This is a genomic window from Roseibium aestuarii, assembly GCF_008477545.1.
Classification (GTDB): Bacteria; Pseudomonadota; Alphaproteobacteria; order Rhizobiales; family Stappiaceae; genus Roseibium; species Roseibium aestuarii.
The window spans coordinates 1081793-1098050 of sequence record NZ_VORA01000001.1 but is presented as its reverse complement, the minus strand read 5'-3'; the positions used below and the strand labels follow the sequence as shown (position 1 = coordinate 1098050).

The 16258-nt window shown below is 66.5% G+C and carries 16 protein-coding genes; 7 read left to right on the top strand and 9 right to left on the bottom strand.

Annotation, left to right across the window (positions count from 1 at the left end; all coding sequences use genetic code 11):
* Positions 1-75: 75 nt before the first annotated feature.
* Positions 76-720 carry a uracil-DNA glycosylase family protein gene (locus FR728_RS04730; protein WP_149891455.1) on the bottom strand — a complete coding sequence of 215 codons (645 nt, stop codon included), beginning with the start codon at positions 718-720 and terminating at the stop codon, positions 76-78.
* Positions 721-874: 154 nt separating this feature from the next.
* Between FR728_RS04730 and FR728_RS04725 the strand changes: the two genes are divergently transcribed.
* Positions 875-2440, top strand: coding sequence for an ATP-binding protein (locus tag FR728_RS04725; protein WP_149891454.1), 1566 nt, complete (start codon positions 875-877; stop codon positions 2438-2440).
* Positions 2441-2906: 466 nt separating this feature from the next.
* Here FR728_RS04725 and cobT read toward each other — a convergent pair whose 3' ends face one another.
* On the bottom strand, positions 2907-3932 hold the full coding sequence (cobT, locus tag FR728_RS04720) for a nicotinate-nucleotide--dimethylbenzimidazole phosphoribosyltransferase (RefSeq protein ID WP_149891453.1): 1026 nt from the start codon (positions 3930-3932) through the stop codon (positions 2907-2909).
* Positions 3933-4117: 185 nt separating this feature from the next.
* Here cobT and FR728_RS04715 point away from each other — a divergent pair, with 185 nt between their 5' ends.
* The 4 genes from FR728_RS04715 (at position 4118) to FR728_RS04700 (ending at position 7336) form a co-directional block, all read left to right on the top strand.
* Complete coding sequence (locus FR728_RS04715; RefSeq protein WP_208998655.1) at positions 4118-4951, top strand: adenosylcobinamide-GDP ribazoletransferase; 834 nt, start codon at positions 4118-4120, stop codon at positions 4949-4951.
* A gap of 204 nt (positions 4952-5155) precedes the next feature.
* Positions 5156-6313 carry an alpha/beta hydrolase gene (locus FR728_RS04710; protein ID WP_149891452.1) on the top strand — a complete coding sequence of 386 codons (1158 nt, stop codon included), beginning with the start codon at positions 5156-5158 and terminating at the stop codon, positions 6311-6313.
* A 130-nt stretch (positions 6314-6443) separates the two neighbouring features.
* The gene (locus FR728_RS04705) at positions 6444-6617 is read left to right on the top strand and encodes a DUF1289 domain-containing protein (protein WP_208998654.1); all 174 of its coding nucleotides are present in this window, start codon (positions 6444-6446) and stop codon (positions 6615-6617) included.
* Positions 6617-7336: a retropepsin-like aspartic protease family protein gene (locus tag FR728_RS04700; protein WP_149891450.1), complete on the top strand. Its 720-nt coding sequence runs from the start codon at positions 6617-6619 to the stop codon at positions 7334-7336. Before FR728_RS04705 ends, FR728_RS04700 begins: the two co-directional genes overlap by 1 nt.
* A 10-nt stretch (positions 7337-7346) precedes the next feature.
* Here the strand turns inward: FR728_RS04700 and FR728_RS04695 are convergent, their stop codons facing one another.
* The 3 genes from FR728_RS04695 to FR728_RS04685 form a co-directional block, all read right to left on the bottom strand.
* Positions 7347-8195 carry a sulfite exporter TauE/SafE family protein gene (locus FR728_RS04695; protein WP_244304380.1) on the bottom strand — a complete coding sequence of 283 codons (849 nt, stop codon included), beginning with the start codon at positions 8193-8195 and terminating at the stop codon, positions 7347-7349.
* A 179-nt stretch (positions 8196-8374) separates the two neighbouring features.
* Complete coding sequence (gene dusA / locus FR728_RS04690; RefSeq protein ID WP_149891449.1) at positions 8375-9421, bottom strand: tRNA dihydrouridine(20/20a) synthase DusA; 1047 nt, start codon at positions 9419-9421, stop codon at positions 8375-8377.
* A 65-nt stretch (positions 9422-9486) separates the two neighbouring features.
* Positions 9487-10380, bottom strand: coding sequence for a YkgJ family cysteine cluster protein (locus FR728_RS04685; RefSeq protein WP_149891448.1), 894 nt, complete (start codon positions 10378-10380; stop codon positions 9487-9489).
* 248 nt (positions 10381-10628) lie between these two features.
* On the opposite strand from FR728_RS04685, the gene FR728_RS04680 reads away from it, so the two are divergent.
* Positions 10629-11540 (top strand): DMT family transporter, encoded by a 912-nt coding sequence (locus tag FR728_RS04680; protein WP_149891447.1) that lies wholly within the window; start codon positions 10629-10631, stop codon positions 11538-11540.
* Positions 11541-11563: 23 nt separating this feature from the next.
* On the opposite strand, the gene FR728_RS04675 is transcribed toward FR728_RS04680, so the two are convergent.
* Entirely contained in the window at positions 11564-12007 is a 444-nt protein-coding gene (locus tag FR728_RS04675; protein ID WP_149891446.1) for an Lrp/AsnC family transcriptional regulator, read from the bottom strand.
* Between the two features lie 136 nt (positions 12008-12143).
* Here FR728_RS04675 and FR728_RS04670 point away from each other — a divergent pair, with 136 nt between their 5' ends.
* On the top strand, positions 12144-13085 hold the full coding sequence (locus FR728_RS04670; protein ID WP_149891445.1) for a DMT family transporter: 942 nt from the start codon (positions 12144-12146) through the stop codon (positions 13083-13085).
* A gap of 183 nt (positions 13086-13268) precedes the next feature.
* Here FR728_RS04670 and FR728_RS04665 read toward each other — a convergent pair whose 3' ends face one another.
* The 3 genes from FR728_RS04665 to dgcN are packed head-to-tail and all read right to left on the bottom strand — an operon-like array spanning position 13269 to position 16132.
* Positions 13269-14123, bottom strand: coding sequence for a D-amino-acid transaminase (locus FR728_RS04665; protein WP_149891444.1), 855 nt, complete (start codon positions 14121-14123; stop codon positions 13269-13271).
* A gap of 16 nt (positions 14124-14139) precedes the next feature.
* A complete protein-coding gene (dgcA, locus tag FR728_RS04660) occupies positions 14140-15126 on the bottom strand; it encodes an N-acetyl-D-Glu racemase DgcA (protein ID WP_149891443.1) in 987 nt (328 codons plus the stop codon).
* A gap of 4 nt (positions 15127-15130) precedes the next feature.
* Positions 15131-16132: an N-acetyltransferase DgcN gene (dgcN, locus tag FR728_RS04655; protein ID WP_149891442.1), complete on the bottom strand. Its 1002-nt coding sequence runs from the start codon at positions 16130-16132 to the stop codon at positions 15131-15133.
* Positions 16133-16258: the final 126 nt, after the last annotated feature.

Below are 16258 nucleotides of genomic sequence, written 5' to 3'. Positions count from 1 at the left end.
CTCAAAGGACAGACAAGTCAAGTTCACCCGAAGAGCGAAACTATTTTCCAAACCGCCCGTCGAGGCGCGCTGCCATCACGATCCCGCGAGACGGGCGACTTCCGCCTGCAGCACCGGCAGCAGCTCCTCCTCGAACCAGGGATTGCGCTTCAGCCAGGCGTTGTTGCGCCAGGAGGGGTGCGGCAGGGGCAGCACGCGCGGATGCAGTGTCTCATCCTCCCAGTAATCCCGCCAGTGCACCACGGTTTCCGTGAGCGAGGCCTTGCGGCGCGGCCCCAGATGATAGGCCTGGGCATACTGGCCGATGATGACGATCAGCTCCAGCGCCGGCAGACGGGCAAAGAGCATGTCGTGCCAGGTGCGGCGGCATTCGGGGCGCGGCGGCAGATCCCCGCCCTTGGCATCAAGGCCGGGAAAGCAGAAGCCCATGGGCACGATGGCCAGCCGGTCGGCATCGTAGAAGATCTCCTCTCCGATCCCCAGCCACTGGCGCAGGCGATCGCCGGACGGGTCGGTGAAGGGGCGCCCGCTGCCGTGCACCCGAGTGCCCGGCGCCTGGCCGCACAGGCAGATGCGGGCCTTGGGCGAGACCTGCAGCACCGGCCGCGGCGCGTGGGGCAAGGGCTTGCCCCGGGGCACCTCGGCGCAGATCCGGCAGGCGCGAATGCGCTCGAGCAACGGGTCGAGCGGGAGGGAAAGCGCTTCATCCTGAGTGGTCACGAGTTCCGATCCTGATTCGAGACTGCGGCCCAAGTGCTTGATCCCTTTACAGATCGTTCACCATGAACCTGAGCCTGTTCTTAAGGAATTGTGAGAGAGAAAGGAGGAAGACACAAACGGCAAGTGACATTCTCCAAAGGGTTCCGACAGGCGCATGGCGACGACACCTCCCTCTGCGACAGGCGGCACGACGCAGAAAGCGTCGCAGGCACGCACGGTGGTGAACCGGGAAAGAGCCCGGCGCCGGCGGGAAATGGCGCGCACCCTGCGCACCGCCCGCAGCCACATCGGCCTGCGCGACCGGGACGCCACCACCTTCCAGCAGGAACGGCTGCATCTCTTCGCCGACACGCGGGTCTCCTCGGCCTTTGCCGTGCCTTTCCTGGCCGTGGTCATTGCCGCGATTTCCTCCCTGTGGATCCATCCGGCCATGGTCGCCGTGTGGTTCGTCATCACCTTCTGCATGCATGTGCTCACCGTGGCCACCTGCATGGCCTATGAGCGGGCGGGCACCGTGCGCCGGGCCAAGCGGCCCTGGCTGCGCCGCTTCGTGCTGGGCGACCTGCTCTATGGCTGCTCGTGGGCCGGATTCTTCCTGCTCCCTCTCAACGAGAGCGGCAATGACGGGTTCCTGGTGTTCCAGTTCGCCGCCATGCTGATCGTGGTGGCCATGAACACCATGCAGTCGGCCACCCTGCCCCGGGCGCTGCTGGCCAGCACCCTGCCGGTCTCCCTGATGCTGACGGCGACCTTCCTGCGCCATCCGGAGCCGATGCAGTTCACGCTGGCCGCCATGGCGCTCGGCAGTCAGGGCTTCTTCCTGATCCTGGGCAACCAGCTCCTGAAGAACGCCAACACCATGCTGGAATACCGGGCGGAGAAGGATCACCTGATCGCCGAGCTGGAAACCGCCAATGCCATGTCGGACGAATCGCGCCGGCGGGCGGAAGAGGCCAATCTGGCCAAGTCGCGCTTCCTGGCCACCATGAGCCACGAGCTGCGCACGCCGCTCAACGCCATCCTCGGCTTCTCGGAGATCATGAAGGACGAGGTTCTGGGCAAGATGCAGAACCCGACCTACAAGTCCTATGCGGCTGACATCCATGCATCCGGCGCCCACCTGCTCAATCTCATCAACGAGATCCTCGACCTGTCGCGGGTGGAGGCCGGGCGCTACGAGCTGCAGGAAGGGCTGGTGGATCCGGCTGCCCTGCTCGACGAGTGCATGGCGATGATGCAGATCCGCGCCAAGTCCAAGAACATCGAGCTCTTCGAGACGGCTCAGGGCAAGATCGGCCGGGTCTGGGCGGACGAGCGCGCCCTGCGCCAGGTGCTCCTGAACCTCATGTCCAATGCGCTGAAATTCACCCCCGTCAAGGGCCGGGTGGAGGTGCGCACCGAACGGACGGCCGAGGGCGGCCTGCGCTTCAGCGTCATCGACAACGGTCCCGGCATTCCGGACGAGGAGCTGCCGATCGTGCTGCAGGCCTTCGGCCAGGGCTCGGTCGCCATCCAGAGTGCCGAACCGGGGACGGGTCTGGGACTTTCCATCGTGCAGGCGCTGGTCGCCATGCACGGGGGCACGTTCAAGCTGAGCTCCAGGCTGCGCGAAGGCACCACCGCCAGCTTCACCCTGCCGGCCGCGCGGCTCAAGACCGACGCCCCCGCCTCCAGCGAGGTCACCGACCTCTGGGCCGAAATGGCCCGCCGCAGCGCCTGAGGCGGCCCGCAGCGCCGCTCCTGCATCCCGCCTCCGATCCAGCCTCTCCAAGTCCGGCAATGACGAACGTGAGGATGTGCGGGACAGGCAGGCAAACCTCTTCGGTCTCGACTCCTGGAGATGCTTCTCCCTGCGTCATCCTCGGCCCCGTGCCGAGGATCCAGCCTTCGGCACGGGAATTTGCGACACGCCTTACCCTCGTCATGCCTGCGCAGGCAGGGATCCTTTACGCGCGCTGCTCTGCTTCCGTGGGCACAAAGTGGCGCCGGGGATACTGGATCCTCGGGACAGGCCCGAGGATGACGACGGAGAGCTGAGAGGCAAGACCCCTCTGCCCCCGCCAGCCCTTCTTACGCCACGCCAGCGCTGACGCCGGGCATATTCCGCTCACGCCAAGCCTATCGCGCTTCCCCGGCATTCCCGCAAGGTGCGGCTCACGCTTCGTCGGCGCTCACGCCGGGCTTTGTCACGCTTCGCTGGCGCTGACGCCGGCCTGGGCGAAGGTGGCCATGCCGTTGTGGGTTTCGGCGGCGGCCTTGACCAGACCGGCGGCAAGGGCGGCACCAGTGCCTTCTCCCAGACGCATGCCCAGATCGAGAAGCGCTTCCTTGCCCATTGTTTCCAGAGCGCGGCGATGGCCCGCTTCGGCAGAGACATGGGCGAACTGGCAGTGGTCGAGACCGGCCGGATCCATGGCATAGACGACAGCCGCCGCCGCCGTGGTGACGAAACCGTCGACGAGAACCGGCACGCGCTGCAGGCGGGCGGCGATGATCAGACCGGCCATGGCGGCAATTTCACGGCCGCCCACACGGCGCAGAACCTCCAGCGGATCCTTCTCGCCGTTCAGGCGGGCAATCGCCTGGGTCACCGCCTCGCGCTTGCGGGCCAGACCCGCGTCATCGACACCGGTGCCGCGACCGACCCAGTCAGCTGCCTCGCCGCCGAAGAGACCGTTGAGAACGGCCGCCGCGATGGTGGTGTTGCCGATGCCCATCTCGCCCAGGCAGACCAGGTCGATGCCGCCGGCCAGCGCTTCCATGCCATAGGCCATGGTGGCGGCGCAGTTGGCCTCGTCCAGCGCGTCTTCCTCGGTGATCGAGGGGGTGGGAATGTCGACGGCCAAGTCGAAGACCTTGAGGCCGAGATCATTGGCGCGGCAGATCTGGTTGATAGCGGCCCCGCCTGCGGCGAAGTTTTCCACCATCTGCTGGTTCACCGCGCTGGGGAAGGCAGAGACGCCCTTGTCGGCGACGCCGTGGGCCGTGGCAAAGATCGCCACCAGCGGACGGGTCACCTTCGGGCTGGACTTGCCGGACCATGCGGCCAGCCACTCGGCCAGCTGCTCCAGCTTGCCCAGAGACCCGGCGGGCTTGGTGAGCTGGGCGTCGCGCAGGCGCACGGCCTGAAGGGCGTCCGTGTCCGGGCCGGGCATGGACTTCACCAGGTTGCGGATATCGTCGAACGGCAGGGCGGACTGGGAAAAGGACATGGAACCTGAAACTCCTGATGGGGCAGACCGGACCGGCCGGTCAGTGCCGCCTAGGGCCACGATGGCGAGGGCCCGCGGGAGATCATCGGGTCCTGGAGCGCACGTGGCCGCTCTTGGTTTGTCATTGGCGCCGATCTATAACGGGCACGTCAGAAAACACAAGGTCGGGGACCGGCAGCAAGACGATGGTAGAAGACGAGATGCCCGGCCGTCCCGCAGAGGATGCAAGCCTGTCGGCCGCCCGGGTTGTCGCCGATGCGGCCCTGTGCGTCCGCTTCTTTTCCCGACTGCCGCTGCCCCGGCTCAACCGGATGGATGATCCGGACCGGGCACCGGAGTTTTCCCGCTCCAGTCACGCAGCCCCCCTCGCCGGAATGGTGGTTGGCGCCCCCGCGGCGCTGCTCTTGCTGCTCCTCTCCTTCACCGCCCTGCCCCCGCTTGCAAGTGCCGCTCTCGTCGCAGGCCTCCTGGCGGCGATCACCGGAGCCCTGCACGAGGATGGGCTCGGCGACGTGGCCGACGGGTTCTTCGGCGGTGCCACGGTGGAGCGGCGGCTGGAGATCATGAAGGACAGCCGGGTCGGTGCCTTCGGCGCGCTGACACTCGCCGCCGCCTTCGTGCTGAAGACCGCGCTGATCGCCGGTCTCCTCACGCGCTTCGGCGCCGGGGCTGCGGCGGTGCTGCTGGCGGGCGAGGCCTTGAGCCGATGGGCGATGCTGACCCAGTGGCAAAGGCTGCCCAGCGCCCGGCCGGAAGGGCTTGGCACACGGTTCGGGCGGCCGGACGCGGGCCAGGTGCTGCTCGGCGGGGCATGGGCGCTGCTGGGCCTGATGGCGGCCCTCGGCGTCGCGCCTTTTTCCACCGTGATCCTCGGAGCGGCCTGCGCCATGGCCCTTGCCCATCTGACCAGTCGGCTGGCGCTGGCCAAGATCGGCGGTTTCACCGGCGACGTTCTGGGCGCGGTGCAACAGGTGTCCCAGATGGGGTTCCTGATCGGCCTGCAACTTCTGGCGCCGTAAGGCGTTGGACCGACGGCTGGTCCACGACCATCACCTTCGCCGATCCGCCTGCCCACAGAGCCACCCTTGCCTGCCCCTGTTCGTGTCGCTGCCGACCCGCTATCCTTGACGCTTCCTCTCAACGTCCGCGAGCCCGACCCGTTGTTGCGTAACCCCCAATTTCCTGCAGTTTTCCTCAACCTGCCGCATCACCTTGAGCGGTCAATGGGGCGGCTGCTCGCGGTTCTGCTGCTCGCCACCCTTGCCGCCTGTGCCACGCGGCCGGAAACCGGAGCGCTCGCCGTGATCGACACGCCGGCCACGGACGCCACCCGCCACGACCTTCTGGTGGTGTCGACCCGGGCCAAGTCGGAGGAACCCGACACCTATTTCGGTGCGGAGCGGGACAGCGAGGCCCATTACGCCGCCATCTCCCTCAGCGTTCCCAAGGACCACACCTCGGGCAGGATCGAATGGCCTGACAGTTTCCCCGGCGATCCGGAGACCTCCTTCACGGCGGTGAAGGCCGGGTATCTGGACGATGGCGCCGCCATGACCCGCGAGCTGAACGCCCGCCTGACGGATCTGCCGAAGGAGGACCGGGCGGTCTTCCTCTTTGTCCACGGCTACAACACGCTGTTTGCCGAAGGGGTCTATCGCTTCACCCAGGTGGTGCATGACAGCGGGTTCAAGGGCGTGCCCGTGTTCTTCAGCTGGGCCTCGCGCGGGGCCCTGACCGATTATCTCTTCGATCTCAACAGCGCGATGATCGCGCGTCAGGCCCTGCGCCAGACCCTGCTCGATCTCGCGAAGTCGAAGACCGATCACATCTTCATTCTCGCCCATTCCATGGGCAACCAGCTGCTGGTGGAAACCCTGCTGCTGATGACCCCGGCAGAACGACATCTGGTGAGCAAGAAGATCGAGCAGGTGGTGCTGGCCGCGCCGGACATCGACGTCGACCTGTTCAAGGCGCAGCTGCGCCAGATCGGAGATCCGGAAAAGCCCCTCGTCCTGCTGGTGTCGCGCGATGACCGGGCGCTGCAGCTCTCCAGCCTGCTGGCCGGCGGCAAGCAGCGGGTCGGCGCCTATGAGGATGCGGAGGAGCTCGCCAATCTGGGGGCCATCGTCGTCGATCTGTCCGAGATCGAGGGCGAGGACGGGACCAACCACGTGAAATTCGCCGAGATCGCCAGCTTCGGCCCCCAGTTGCAGGCGGTTCTGGGCCAGAAGGACTTCCGGGTCTTCGACCCCAACGAACCGACGGGCCTGTCGCGGGCCGGGCGCGACCTGACCGGCTTTGTCGGGGCGACCAGCCGGATCGCGATCACCCTTCCCGCCAACATCATCGGCGGCGGGCTGGCAACGCTGGGGCGGCGCTGAGCAGCCAGACTTGCGAGACCGCGCTAGCCTTCTCTCAGGTGATCGGGAGGGCGGCTTGCGACCATTGGACCGGCCGACAACGGGCCTGATGGTCTGGCGATGCACGGGCCGCTCCCCTATATCGGAAGACATGGAAACGCCCTGCACCAAGATCTGCCAGATCCATCCGGTCACCCGCCTCTGCCTCGGCTGCCTGCGCAGCCTGGACGAAATTGCCGGCTGGAGCTCCTATACGCCGGAGGTCCGCGCCCGCATCATGGCCGAGCTGCCCGCACGGCGCGCCACCGCGGGAGACCTCCGCTGATGGGCCAGCTGCGCGGCTTCGCTCTCGCCCTTGTCGTGCTTGCCATGCTAGGCGCCGGGCTCGGATATCTGGTCTGGCCGGGGCCGGAGACGACACCGCCGGACTTCGACCAGACGGGACCGCGGCTTGTGGCGCTGTCCGCGCTCGCCTTCGTCTTCATGGCAAGCCTGATCTTCGGCCGCCCGAAGGCCAGCGAGATCCTGCGCGGTACGCTCTTCTGGGGCGGGCTCTGCATTCTTCTCGTTGTCGGCTACACGTTCCGCCATGACATCGTGAACGGGGGATACCGGGTGCTGGGCGCCCTGTCGCCCGGGCTGGCGGTGACGCAGGACGACGGATCGATCCTCGTCGTGCGGGATCGCTCGGGCCACTTCCAGGTCGGCTCCACCGTCAACGGTCATCCGGTCGACATGCTCTTCGACACGGGCGCCAGCACCGTGGTGCTCACCTATCAGGATGCGGTCGAGGCGGGCTTTCACCCCGAAAGCCTGCAGTTCACCGTGCCCGTGCGCACGGCCAACGGTCAGGCCATGGTCGCGCCCGTGCGCATCGACCGGCTGACCATCGCCGACCTGCAGCTTTCGGACCTGCGCGCCTTTGTCGCCCGCGACGGGGCGCTGGAGACCAGCCTGCTCGGCATGCGGGCGCTGGACCGGCTGAAGAGCTGGCGCATCGAGGGGGACCGGCTGATCCTCATCCCCTCGCCGCTCAGCCGCTGACCGGAGCGTCTCAGTAGCCGGCGAGGCTGGCGAAGAAGCGCAGGGCCACCAGCAGCAGGAAGCAGCCGAAGAGCACCTCCATGCGCCGGCGCGGCAGAGCATGGGCGACCTTCACGCCGAAGGGCGCCATGAGCACCGTCACCGGAATGATCAGCGCCACCCCGAGCAGATTGACATAGCCGAGCGAAAAGGGCGGCAGATGCTCCGCCCCCCATCCGGCCCAGATCAGGCCGATGGTGCCGGGAATGGAAATCAGGATGCCGGTGCCCGAGGACGTGGCGACCGCCTGATGGATCGGGCGGCCATAAAGGGTCATGAAGGTGTTGTTCATCACCCCGCCGCCGATGCCCATGAGGGTGGAGAAGAAGCCGATCAGCGCCCCGCAGAGCGGGCGGATGGGGAAGCCCGGAATGTCGTCGGCGATCCTGGCGCCGCGCTTGTCGAAGAGCATGCGCAGGCCCAGAATGACGGCCAGCACCGCGAAGATGCCCTTGAGCCCGGCCCCCGACACGTGGGCGGCCAGAAGCGAGGCGATCACCACGCCGAGCGGCACCGGCACGATCCAGCTCTTCAGCAGCTCCAGATCCACCGCGCCGCGCCGCTTGTGGGCCATGAAGGAGCGCAGGGACGTGGGGATGATGATGCCGAGCGAGGTGGCCACAGACAAGTGCATGCGCACGCTCTCGTCCACCTGAAGCACGGTCAGGAACTGGTAGAGCACCGGCACCAGGACGGCCCCGCCGCCAATGCCGAAGAGACCGGCGAGAAAGCCTGCGATGGCGCCCGCGCCAATGAGCGCAAGGGCGAGCCAGACGGCATCCATGAGCTGGAAGCTGCCGGTGATGGTTCCGAAATCCATGGGTGTCCAGATGACCTGAGGTGGCAAGGTGCGGGGCAGGCTTGGCGGATCGAGCCTGGGCGGGGACCGCCGCCGGATCTTCACCGCCCGCCCTTGCTCGGGCGCCAGGCCTCAGGCCAAGGACTTGGGCCCAGGGCTTGGGCATCAAGGCTCTGGCGTCAGCGCTTGGGCATCAAGACTCAGGCGGCGTCGGATCCCGCGTCGGAGGAGATCAAATCCTCCTCAGAATGATCCTGCGGCGAGACGGAGGCAAGGGCTCTTTCCACGACTTCGGTACCCGCGCCCGGCTTGATCGCCTCCACCGTCAGGATGCGCCGCCAGCTGCGCGCACCGGGGCGGCCGTGGAAGAGGCCGAGCATGTGGCGGGTCATGTGGGGCAGCTTGACGCCCTCGCCGAGGCGCGCCTCGATATAGGGCAGATAGGCCTCGACGGCCTGCCAGGGCGAGACATCCTCACCCGTCTCGCCATAAAGGCGCCGGTCCACCTCGCCCATGATCTGCGGCGTGTGATAGGCCGCGCGGCCAAGCATGACACCGTCGAGGGCGGGCAGGAAGAACTCTGCCTCGTCCAGATCCGCGATGCCGCCGTTGATGCCGATGAAGCGGTCCGGAAGCCGCGCCTTGAGGCGGCGGACACGGTCATAGTCGAGCGGCGGAATGTCCCGGTTTTCCTTGGGGCTCAGCCCCTTCAGCCAGGCCTTGCGGGCATGGACCCACAGGGCATCGCTGCCGGCGGCGAAGACCGCGTCGGCCATGGCATCGAGCGCCGGTTCGGGATCCTGATCGTCGACGCCGATGCGGCATTTTACGGTCACGGGGATCGACACGGCGGCCTTCATGGCGGCCACGCACTCGGCCACAAGCTGGGGCTCCTGCATCAGGCAGGCGCCGAAGGAGCCGGACTGCACCCGGTCGGATGGACAGCCGACATTGATGTTGACCTCGTCATAGCCCCAGTCCTCGACGATCTTCGCCGACTGGGCCATTGCCGCCGGGTCCGATCCGCCAAGCTGGCAGGCAATGGGATGCTCGCAGTCGTCGAAGCCCAGGAGCTTTTCCCGGTCGCCGTGGATCACCGCCCCGGTCGTCACCATCTCCGTATAGAGCAGCGCACGGGTGCTCAGACGCCGATGAAAGGCGCGGCAATGGCGATCGGTCCAGTCCATCATGGGCGCCACGGCAAAGCGGGGCTGATGGTCGGTGTAGAGGCGGGGCTGTTTCGTCATGGGCGGGCTTTTAGCAGAGCAGGCACCAAAGGCAAAGTCCCCGGCCTTCGCGCCTGCCCTGTGGGCTACCCGGTGGCGGCAGGGGGCGCCCGCGTTGTGGCGACGAAGGCGAAGGCACCGGAGCGGGCGGCCCCCGTCAGGTCTGCCCCCTGATCCGCAATGGCCTGTGCGACCGCGACCGAGGCGGCCGCGAAGTCCCAGTTGTTCGTGGGTGCGGTGTCACCGATGCCATTGTCTCCGTCGCCTTTTGTGCGGCTTCCAGCGTCAACGACATCATCCAGAAGCGTCAGCAGGCGCAGGCGCTCCGGCCGCCAGGTGGTGAAGCCGTCGCCCCTGAGGGCTGCGGTGGTCATTCCCAGCGCCTCGCACAGGGCGACACGGGATTGTGCCTCAGCGTAATCGGTGAGGCGCGAACGCTCGATCACTGCGGCCAGATCCGGATCAACCACCCGACCCGCACGCAAGAGCGGCGACGGCGTGGTTGGTGTTGCCGCCGACGCCTTGCCCCAAGCCTCGGGCGGACAGTCCTTTCGCTCCGAACGGAGGGGAAGGTGCGGATTTGTTTCCATGGGATAGATGCGGCAGACCATGGGCCGGCGCTCATAGATCCGGCATCGGAAGCTCTCGTCCAGATTGCGGCAAAGCCCGGGATTCCAGGCGGCAAAGGTCGCCGCGACACGGATCCGGGTGCCGCCGCTCTTCGCGCGGCCGCAGCGGGCCAGCACGTGTTCGGCTTCTGCGCCGGGCAGCGCTGCCACCTGTTCGGGCAAAAGTGCCTCGATCAGGATGATGATCTCTCCGCCGTCACGGCACCAGTCCCGCGCCTCGGAAAGCGTCAGCGGCACATGGTGGCCGGTGCAGCAGCGACCGCAGCCCACACAGGCGAAATCGACCGTCGCGCCCTGCGGCTGTGTGGCCGGACGGGCCTGGCCTGCGGCACTGGCAGGAGTGTCAGACATGTTCGGACATCCGGTCTCGGAAAAGGGACAGTTCTCGTCCGATTATCGGCCGGACAGGCGGGCAGCAACCGGAAACATGAGGAACAGGCCTCCCCTTCCCCAGCGATCTCCCGCAGGCGGGTGCTCACCCGGCCGCGACAGCCCCACGGCCGCGCGCATTTCCGAGCGGACGGTTCGACGGACGGGCTCCCTTGCCAAAGGCCCTCGAAGCAGGTCAGATGGCGGCAATCATAAGGGAAACGTACCAAATGGCCTTGCCTGCCCACCAGACCGGCGACCGCGCGCCTGCGGGGATCCTCATCATGTGCCTTGGCGTCGTCTGCCTTTGCGCTAATGACGCGCTCGCCAAGGCGCTGGGAGAGACCTATCCGCCGGTGCAGATCCTCTTCATCCGCAACCTGATCGCCCTGCCCATTGCCGCGGCCATCGCGCTGGTCATGGGCGGGCCGCAGGCGCTGGTGTCCCGGTCGCCTATGGTACATCTGGGCCGAGGTCTCATCTGGATGGCTGCGGCCTATCTCTTCTTCACCGGCCTCACCCTGCTGGAGCTGGCGGAAGCCACGACCCTGATCTTTGCCGCACCGGCGATCATCTGTGCCCTGTCAGCCCTGGTGCTGAAGGAGCAGGTGGGCTGGCGGCGGTGGAGCGCGGTACTCGTCGGCTTCGGCGGGGTGCTGATCGTCGTGCAGCCGGGAACGGACGCCTTCCAGACAGCCGCGCTCTATCCGCTGGCCACCGCCTTCCTCTATGCGCTGATGATGATCAGTTCCCGCTGGCTCGATGCGCGCGAAAGCGTGTGGACGCTCACCCTCTATCTGGTGGGTTCCGGCGCGCTCATCAGCGCCGTTCTGGTCCCCTTCTTCTGGGTGCCGATCCGCGCCGAGGATCTCTGGCTCTTTGCCGGCATTGCCGCTGCCGGAACGGTGGGGGCAACGCTGATCACCCAGGCCTTCCGCATCGCGCCGGCAGCGGTGGTCGCGCCCTTCGACTACACGTCCCTGATCTGGGCGGTGCTGCTGGGCTATGTCCTCTGGGGCGAGGTGCCGGACCATGCCACCTATCTGGGGGCGAGCGTGATCGTCGCCAGCGGGCTCTACATTGTCTACCGGGAGTGGCTCCATTCGCGCAGCACCAAGGCCGTGAGCCGCCTGCAAGGGTGACCCGGCCCCGGATCAGGGCCTGATTACGGACCCACGGGCGGCAGCCTACGGCGGATCGGCTGGGCCTTGACCACGGCGGTGCTCGTCTCGGCCTTTTCCGAAACCCGGTCGAGCAGCGTGTCCAGCTCCTCCATGGAGCGCACGTGCAGGCGGGCGTAGAAACAGTCGTCGCCGGTGACCTTGTCGCATTCGACGATCTGCGGAATGTCCTGCAGCAGCTTCTGCACCACATGCAGGGTGCCCGGCATGGGCCGCACGCGGACGATGGCCTGGAAGAGATAGCCGAGCGCCGAGGGGTCCACATCCACCGTGAAGCCGCGGATGACGCCCCCCTCCTCCAGCCGGCGCAGGCGATCGGAAACGCTGGGGGCGGAAAGCCCGACGCGGGATGCCAGTTCCTTCAGGGAAAGCCGGGCATCCTCGAGCAGCGCCTCCAGCAGCTTGCAGTCAATCTCGTCTATTTTCATTTCAAAGGCCTTTTTCCAAAATCAGCCTTCACCATGAAGGAAAATTTCGGATATCGCAAATTTCCGTCGATGGAATCCGCTTGATTGACCTGTGATGCTTCCGGTCATTCGAACGCTCATCACAAGGACCATCGACATGACCACTTCCCCAAGCCTCCCTTCAACCCGATCCGGGCATCGCAGCGGCGCGCTCCAGATGACGGGCGCCATGCTCATCTCCGGCACCATCGGCTATTTCGTCCTGCTGAGCGGTCAGGGGCCGTTCCAGGTCGTCTTCTGGCGCTGCGCCTTTGGCATCGCCGCACTTCTTCCCATCGCCTGGGCCTTCGGCCTGCTGAAGCCGGGCATTCTCACCCTGCGCCAGGCAGGATGGGCGGCGGTCGGCGGTGTGGCCATCGTGCTGAACTGGGTGGCGCTGTTTTCCGCCTATGACAAGGCGGGCATCGGCATCACGACCGTGGTCTACAACACGCAGCCCTTCCTGCTGGTCGGACTGGGCATGATCTTCCTGCGGGAACGGCCGGGTGCGACGAAGCTCGGCTGGCTGGGCCTTGCCTTTCTCGGCATCGTAGCGATCATCGGCGAGGCGCCGCAGGGTGACTATCTGACGGGCGACTATACGCTCGGCGTGGCCCTGTCCCTCGTTGCCGCCGCCCTTTATGCGGTGGCAGCCCTGATCGCCAAGAAGCTGACCGGCGTTCCGCCGCAAGTGATCGCGCTGATCCAGGTCACCGTCGGGCTGGTGCTGCTGTCGCCGGCGCTCCTCGCCGCCCCCCTGCCCGCCTCCGCCCAGGGCTGGGGAAGCCTTGCCGCCCTCGGGCTGCTGCACACCGGCTTCATGTATGTGCTGCTCTACAGCGCGATCCAGAAGCTGCCGACGCCGACCACGGCCGCCCTGTCCTACATCTATCCGCTGGCCGCGCTTGCCATCGACACGCTGGTGCTGGGGATCGAGCTTCAGCCGCAGCAATTTGCCGGAGCGGCCATGGTGCTTGTCGCGGCCGCCGGATCCAGCTTCGGCTGGGGCCAGGGTCTCTTCCGGCGCAAGCAGCCGCAAACCCTGGATGCGGCGGAGTGAGAAGTATGAGGCTGACGCCAGCGCAAAAGGGATGACACGTCCGGTGTCGCGCGGTCGGGATCAGGTCCCGGCGCAAGGCCGGGACGGCACCCTGTTCCGATCCCCAAACAAGCGAAAACGCCCGGTCCGTTGCTGCGGACCGGGCGTTTCCATTCATCCTGCCATTAGGGGGGCAAGACAGGATCAGATGGCAGCGTCGCGGGAGAACTGGATGAAGATCTCGCGCAGGCGCTTGGCAACCGGGCCCGGCTTGCCGTCGCCCAGGGTCACGCCGTCGATCTCGATCACGGGCACGACCATGCCGGTGGCGGAGGTGGTGAAGGCTTCCTTGGCGGCCTTCGCCTCGTCCACGGTGAAGGGCCGTTCCTCGATCTTGATCTGGTGCTCTTCGGCGCAGCGCATCAGGGAGGCGCGGGTGATGCCGGCCAGGATGTCGTTGGAGATCGGCCGGGTCACGATGGTGCCGTCAGCGGTGACGATATAGGCGTTGTTGGAGGAGCCTTCGGTCACCTGACCGTCGAGCACCATCCAGACATCGTCCACGCCGTTGGCCTTGGCTTCGTTCTTCAGGAGCGACGCGTAGAGCAGCTGCACGGTCTTGATGTCGCAACGGCGCCAGCGGATGTCGTCGGCCGTCATGATCTTCTGGCCCTTGTCGGCCAGCGCACTCTTCACCAGGGCCTTTTCCTGGGTGAACATGACGAGCGTTGCCGGGGTGCCTTCGGCCGGGAACAGGAAGTCCCGGTCGGCTTCACCGCGCGAGACCTGCAGATAGATCAGGCCTTCGGTGATGGCGTTGAGCTTCACCAGCTCGCGGTGGGCGGCGAGAAGCTCCTCGTCGGTGACGGAGAGCGTCATCTTCAGCTCGGCGAGCGAGCGGCGCAGGCGGGCGATGTGGCCATCGAAGTCGACCAGCTTGCCATCCAGCACGCAGGTCACTTCATAGACCGCGTCGGCAAACAGGAAGCCGCGATCGAAGACGGAGATCTTCGCTTCGTTTTCCGGCACATAGGCGCCGTTTACATAAACAGTCCGCATAACATCAAATTCCCATTTAGCCCCAGAGCGCGGGGGTGGACGGCGTCACCAGGGAGCCGGAATACTCGAGCGGAACCTCCCGATCCCTGGCCAGAAGCAGCGGACCGTCGAGATCGACATATTCCGCGCCCTGGGCCAGCAGGATGGCAGGGGCCATGGCAAGCGACGTGCCGACCATGCAGCCGACCATGATCTGGTATCCTGCGGCCCTTGCGGCCTCGCGCAGGGCGAGCGCTTCAGTCAGACCGCCGGTCTTGTCCAGCTTGATATTGATCACGTCATACTTGCCGGCAAGATGATCGAGGGAGTGCCGGTCGTGGCAGCTCTCGTCGGCGCAGACGGGCAGAACCCGCTCCAGACCGCGCAGGGCCTCGTCATCGGCGGCCGGAAGCGGCTGCTCGACCATGGCCACGCCCAAACGGACGAATTCCGGCGCCAGGCGCTGGTATTCGGAGACCGACCAGCCCTCGTTGGCGTCGATGATGATCTTGGAGTTCGGCGCGCCCTTGCGGACCGCCTCGATGCGGGCCTCGTCGCCCTCGCCGCCCAGCTTGACCTTGAGCAGCGGGCGGGCGGCATTCTTGGCCGCCTGTTCACCCATGGCCTCGGGAGTGCCGAGAGACAGGGTATAGGCCGTTGTCACCGGATCGAGGGACGGGAAGCCTGCCAGCTCGAAGGCGCGCTTGCCGGCCTGCCGGGCCTCCAGCGACCACAGGGCACAGTCCACGGCATTGCGGGCCGCACCCGGCTTCAGCAGGGACTGAAGCTCGGTGCGACCGGCGCCGTTGGCCAGATCCTGACGAATGGAGAGGATGGTTTCCACCACCCCCTCCAGGGTTTCCCCATAACGGGCGTAGGGCACGCATTCGCCCAGCGCCACATGGGTGCCGTCCGAGACCTCGACCGTCACCACATGGGCTTCCGTCCGGGAGCCGCGCGAGATGGTGAAGGTCCCCGCGATGGGGAAGGTCTCGGCATAGGCCTTGATGGTCAGTCCGGCCATCAGATCACAGCGCTGCCAGTGCGTCGGCCAGACGGCCGGCGCCGTGGCGGAACGGATCGACGCAGGGCAGACCCATGCGCTTTTCCACTTCGGCGCAATAGGCCAGCGATTCCTCATCCGACATGGCGGAGGTGTTCAGGGACACGCCGACGACCTTGCACTCCGGGTTGACCACCTGGGCAATGCGCAGGGACAGGTCACGCACGTCTTCCAGGGACGGAAGCTGGTATTCGGGCAGACCGCGCATGTGCGGGCGGTTCGGCTCGTGGCAGACGATCAGCGCATCGGGCTGGCCGCCGTGAACGAGGGCCATGGTCACGCCGGAGTAGGAGGCGTGGAACAGGGAGCCCTGGCCTTCGATCAGATCCCAGTGATCGGCATCATTGTCCGGGGTCAGGTATTCGACCGAGCCGGCCATGAAGTCGGCGATGACCGCGTCAAGCGGCACACCGTCGCCGGTGATCAGGATGCCGGTCTGGCCGGTGGCGCGGAAGGTGGCCTTCATGCCCTTTTCGCGCATGGCCTTTTCCACGCAGAGCGCGGTGTACATCTTGCCGACGGAGCAATCGGTGCCGACGGCGAGCATGCGCTTGCCGGCGCGCTTCTTGCCATTGGCGATCGGGTACTTGACGGAAGGCACGCGCACGTCGTGCAGGGTGCGGCCCAGTTCCTTGGCCTTGGCGGCCAGATCGGCTTCGTCGCGCAGCAGGTTGTGCAGGCCGGAGGCCAGGTCCAGACCGGCTTCGAGAGCCTCGATCAGAACGGACTTCCACGCCGGGGAGATCACGCCGCCACGGTTGGCGACACCGATCACCAGGGTCTTCACACCCTTTGCCACGGCTTCGGCAATGGTCAGGTCCGGCAGCTTCATGTCGGCATTGCAGCCTTCGAGGCGCAGCTGACCGACGGCGAATTCCGGACGCCAGTCCTTGATGCCCTGGGCCACCTTGGCGGCCAGCTTGTCCGGGGCGTCACCGAGGAAGAGAAGATAAGGAGTCTCGATCATGGGTCGATCCTGCAACTGGAAGGTTTGTGAGATGGGCCCGGCCTGCGGCGGCTTGGGATGCCGCTTTTTCAGGCATGCCGGTTCCCTGGTCCCCTTCGCTATCGCATCTGGCAAATCTTGTCGCAA

Bases quoted from the DNA above. Each gene is read 5' to 3' on its own strand.
- FR728_RS04705 (WP_208998654.1), top strand. From the start codon at position 6,444: ATGGAAACGCCCTGCACCAAGATCTGCCAGATCCATCCGGTCACCCGC.
- FR728_RS04725 (WP_149891454.1), top strand. From the start codon at position 875: ATGGCGACGACACCTCCCTCTGCGACAGGCGGCACGACGCAGAAAGCG.
- cobT (WP_149891453.1), bottom strand. From the start codon at position 3,932: ATGTCCTTTTCCCAGTCCGCCCTGCCGTTCGACGATATCCGCAACCTG.
- FR728_RS04680 (WP_149891447.1), top strand. From the start codon at position 10,629: ATGGCCTTGCCTGCCCACCAGACCGGCGACCGCGCGCCTGCGGGGATC.
- dgcN (WP_149891442.1), bottom strand. From the start codon at position 16,132: ATGATCGAGACTCCTTATCTTCTCTTCCTCGGTGACGCCCCGGACAAG.
- FR728_RS04670 (WP_149891445.1), top strand. From the start codon at position 12,144: ATGACCACTTCCCCAAGCCTCCCTTCAACCCGATCCGGGCATCGCAGC.
- FR728_RS04695 (WP_244304380.1), bottom strand. From the start codon at position 8,195: ATGGATTTCGGAACCATCACCGGCAGCTTCCAGCTCATGGATGCCGTC.
- FR728_RS04715 (WP_208998655.1), top strand. From the start codon at position 4,118: ATGGTAGAAGACGAGATGCCCGGCCGTCCCGCAGAGGATGCAAGCCTG.
- FR728_RS04700 (WP_149891450.1), top strand. From the start codon at position 6,617: ATGGGCCAGCTGCGCGGCTTCGCTCTCGCCCTTGTCGTGCTTGCCATG.
- FR728_RS04710 (WP_149891452.1), top strand. From the start codon at position 5,156: ATGGGGCGGCTGCTCGCGGTTCTGCTGCTCGCCACCCTTGCCGCCTGT.
- dgcA (WP_149891443.1), bottom strand. From the start codon at position 15,126: ATGGCCGGACTGACCATCAAGGCCTATGCCGAGACCTTCCCCATCGCG.
- FR728_RS04685 (WP_149891448.1), bottom strand. From the start codon at position 10,380: ATGTCTGACACTCCTGCCAGTGCCGCAGGCCAGGCCCGTCCGGCCACA.
- dusA (WP_149891449.1), bottom strand. From the start codon at position 9,421: ATGACGAAACAGCCCCGCCTCTACACCGACCATCAGCCCCGCTTTGCC.
- FR728_RS04675 (WP_149891446.1), bottom strand. From the start codon at position 12,007: ATGAAAATAGACGAGATTGACTGCAAGCTGCTGGAGGCGCTGCTCGAG.
- FR728_RS04665 (WP_149891444.1), bottom strand. From the start codon at position 14,123: ATGCGGACTGTTTATGTAAACGGCGCCTATGTGCCGGAAAACGAAGCG.